Source organism: Boseongicola sp. (assembly GCF_057460485.1).
Map to the genome: position 1 here is coordinate 1 of NZ_JBVCWP010000392.1, position 3,109 is coordinate 3,109.

5 protein-coding genes are annotated in these 3,109 nt (G+C 55.7%); 2 read left to right on the forward strand and 3 right to left on the reverse strand.

Annotated features, from left to right (window positions below):
• Together AC221Y_RS22600 and AC221Y_RS22605 are read left to right on the forward strand one after the other, a co-directional pair.
• The coding region (locus AC221Y_RS22600) for a BON domain-containing protein (protein WP_486708543.1) at nt 1-315 on the forward strand (315 nt) is incomplete at its 5' end.
• A gap of 33 nt (nt 316-348) precedes the next feature.
• Nucleotides 349-576, forward strand: a complete 228-nt coding sequence (locus AC221Y_RS22605; RefSeq protein WP_486708544.1) for a hypothetical protein — start codon at nt 349-351, stop codon at nt 574-576.
• A 205-nt stretch (nt 577-781) separates the two neighbouring features.
• Here the strand turns inward: AC221Y_RS22605 and AC221Y_RS22610 are convergent, their stop codons facing one another.
• The 3 genes from AC221Y_RS22610 to AC221Y_RS22620 form a co-directional block, all read right to left on the reverse strand.
• Nucleotides 782-1,552, reverse strand: a complete 771-nt coding sequence (locus AC221Y_RS22610) for an ion channel (RefSeq protein WP_486708547.1) — start codon at nt 1,550-1,552, stop codon at nt 782-784.
• 535 nt (nt 1,553-2,087) lie between these two features.
• Complete coding sequence (locus tag AC221Y_RS22615; protein WP_486708545.1) at nt 2,088-2,531, reverse strand: YHS domain-containing (seleno)protein; 444 nt, start codon at nt 2,529-2,531, stop codon at nt 2,088-2,090.
• 145 nt (nt 2,532-2,676) lie between these two features.
• Nucleotides 2,677-3,109: 23S rRNA (guanosine(2251)-2'-O)-methyltransferase RlmB (locus tag AC221Y_RS22620; RefSeq protein ID WP_486708546.1), on the reverse strand; the 433-nt coding region annotated here is incomplete at its 5' end.

The following is a 3,109-nucleotide window of genomic DNA, read 5'->3' on the forward strand; positions in this document are numbered from 1 at the left end:
ACGCCGGGTCTGGTATCGAAGCGGTTGGCCGGCGTGATGGCTTGGTGGACACCGGGTGTGCGCGATGTCGTCAACGGGCTTGAAGTCGATCCGCCGGAAGAAGACGCGCCGATACAGATCGAAGAGGCCGTGCGGGTCGTGCTGGAACGCGATCCCCTCATAGATGCGTCACAGGTCCGGGTCGGCGTTCGCAAGAGCGTCGTGCGACTTACAGGCAGCCTCGCCAGCGAGAACCTGCGCAAAATGGCCGAACGTGACGCATGGTGCGTCTTTGGAGTTGATGACGTTATCAACAATATCGAGGTGATGCCGTAACTAGATACGGCGCTACCGGAAAGGAAGATACCAATGAAAGCGACCCACGACGAGGTTCAACGCCTGTTCGGAGACATCAGCGACGACTTGGCGGCGGAGATCATCCGTAGCGGCGCGACAATTGCGGAATTGGAGGAAGTCGTCGCGCATCTGGCTCAGGAGACAGACGTGATGGGAGAACTGGAAAAGCCCTTGACCGGTCGCGCGCTTCGCATTTTCACGATGCTGAATCAAGAAGCCGAGAAATGGGCGGAAGAGTGAAGAGTCTCGGGCGATCTGGCTTCCGACTCCCCAAAATGACGACTTTGGATTCGTGACTTGCCACCGCGCCGATGGCCGGTTTTGGCATTCACGGAACATTCCTTTCACAGTGGTGATGAAGCTGGACGCGAGTGCGCCAAGGCGCGAAGCGGTCTTCTGAGAAAAACTGCCCGAACCGGCCTTCGACCTTCTTTTACACCATTTCCTATACAGTTCCTTCGGTCTCAATCCGGATAGTCTTGCCGCAGTGCTTGCAGTGGACCGCGTCCGGATCGTGCAACATAAGTCCGCAATTTTTGCACTCGTGGCGGACTTTGGCGGGTCGGAATAACACTTGGGCCAATCGAAGAAAAAGCGTTACGCCGAATATCATTACGGCGACCGATAACATCCTGCCGCCGGTTCCTGTCAGCGTCACATCGCCAAAGCCGGTTGTCGTCAACGTGGTTACAGTAAAATACAGGGCATCCGCGTAATTACCGATTTCCGGGTTGCGCCCGAACTGCGTGGCAAAAATCAGCCCGGTCATGACGAAAAGAAAAACAGACAGGTTGATCGCTGCAAGGATGACGTCTTCGTTGTCGCGAAAATATCGGAAATCCTGTCGCAGGCGGGCGAGCAACTGATACGTGTGCAGCAGTCGCAGTGTGCGAAGAATGCGCAGGAATCCGAAGGCTTCGCCCGCTATTGGCGCGAGGAATGAAATCACCGCGGCGATATCCGCCCAGGTCGCAAGCCGAAACAGCGCTTTAAGACGTCGTGTTTCTATCAACATCCGGACCAGAAAGTCGGTCAGGATCAGCATGCCGAGCACAAAATCCACGAATTCGACCCAATTGCCGCGTTGGAAAAATGACGTGACGATCACAAACAGAATTGTTCCGAGGTCGAAGACCAGCAGACCATAGCGGAAGCGGTGCGCAACCGGGTCGTCATTTTCGTACAGCCCGCGAACCCGGTCCAGAATTGACGCCATTTCGTATATTCCCTGCTTGTCAGCCAACAACTTGCCATCCGTACCATGCGGCTGGCAAGCATACTCCCAATCAAAGCCCGCCTGGTCCGCGCGGTGGAAAGTGCAAGGGCGCGGAAGCCAGGCTTTTTAAGACTTTATTGTGGACGCATGCTATCCCAGATCTACTCCGACACCAGCTTCACTGCCTTTTGATGTTGGATGTTAGTGCATGACCGAGCGCTGGTCCATTGGGGTGACAGTTTCTGACGTGCGCCGACGATAACCAAATGGATTTTGTGGCTTCTTCGCAGTGCTTGATGCAAGCCAAGAGCAGGCAGTCGGGGCTGGAAATTTTTCCGGCAGCATTTTCTGACTTCCCTGTTCCGTCCGACAAAAAAAGCGCCCAAAGCTATGCTTTAGGCGCCCAGTTTTTGGAACGAGGGACAGTGTCATGAAACAGGGAGTTCCACCTCCTGCTTCGTTAATATATGTAGAATGCCACAAATGATTTTAAAGAGCTTTAAAACATTTCGTGAACATACGTCACGTAACGGTCCTATTCCAGCACGCCCGGCCAGTTGCCGTCGGCGCTGGAGACATGCCCCGGGATGTCGCGTGACCAAAGCAGGCGCACCGCTTTGTTATAGTTCAGGTACAGCTTGCCGTCGTGGATCGTCCAGGCACCCGGATCGGTCGAAGCGGTATAGCCACGTGACACGGCGTAGGCGCAATAGCCACCGTACTGCGGCGCGAATTCATCCGGGTTTTTTACGAATTCTGATTTATTTTCCTCATTTGAAAACAGCAGCTTGGCACCATTCCATTCGGTGGCATGGGCAACCGATCCCGCGACCGGTTCTCCGGCCTTGAAATAGGCGACCGGATCATAGCCGTTGATGGCGATACCCGCTTCTGAATACACTGGATTTTCACCGGCCAAAACGGGCATGGCGGCGCTTGCGGCCAATAGGGACAAGGTGGTTCTGCGGGTCAGTTGCATGGGCTATCCTGTTTTCGTGACCACAAATATGTCGTGAAAAGACAGCCTTCGCCAGAGGGCTCGCGGACATGTGAAATTCCGACCAAAACGCGTGAGTTTTCGTGATCCGAAAGCCTAATTGCGATAAAAACAGACCGAATCGGTCTTAATTTTTTGCCTTTCGGGACGCGGCATACAGCGATATCGCTGCCGCATTGGATACATTCAACGAGCCAAAAGAGCCTGCGAAGGGAATCTTGGCCAGAACATCGCAGGTTTCCCGTGTCAGTTCTCGCAGGCCCGGACCCTCGGCGCCAAGCGCCAGCGCGATCGGGGCAGCGTGGGCGGTTGCGAGCGCCGCCTCAAGCGTCATGTCCGCCTCTCCGTCCAGACCAATGATAAAATAACCCAGTTCGCGTAGGCCGATCATCGCCTTCGACAGGTTGCGCACGCGCAAATAGGGCTGACGCTCCAGCGCACCCGAGGCGGTTTTCGCCAAGGCTCCGGTTTCCGGCGCTGAATGGCGGTGGGGGGCAATGACGGCTCGGGCGCCGAACACCTCCGCCGAGCGCAGGATCGCGCCCACGTTGTGCGGATCG

Coding starts and splice junctions, on each gene's coding strand:
- AC221Y_RS22605 (WP_486708544.1), top strand. CDS start 349: ATGAAAGCGACCCACGACGAGGTTCAACGCCTGTTCGGAGACATCAGC.
- AC221Y_RS22615 (WP_486708545.1), bottom strand. CDS start 2,531: ATGCAACTGACCCGCAGAACCACCTTGTCCCTATTGGCCGCAAGCGCC.
- AC221Y_RS22610 (WP_486708547.1), bottom strand. CDS start 1,552: ATGGCGTCAATTCTGGACCGGGTTCGCGGGCTGTACGAAAATGACGAC.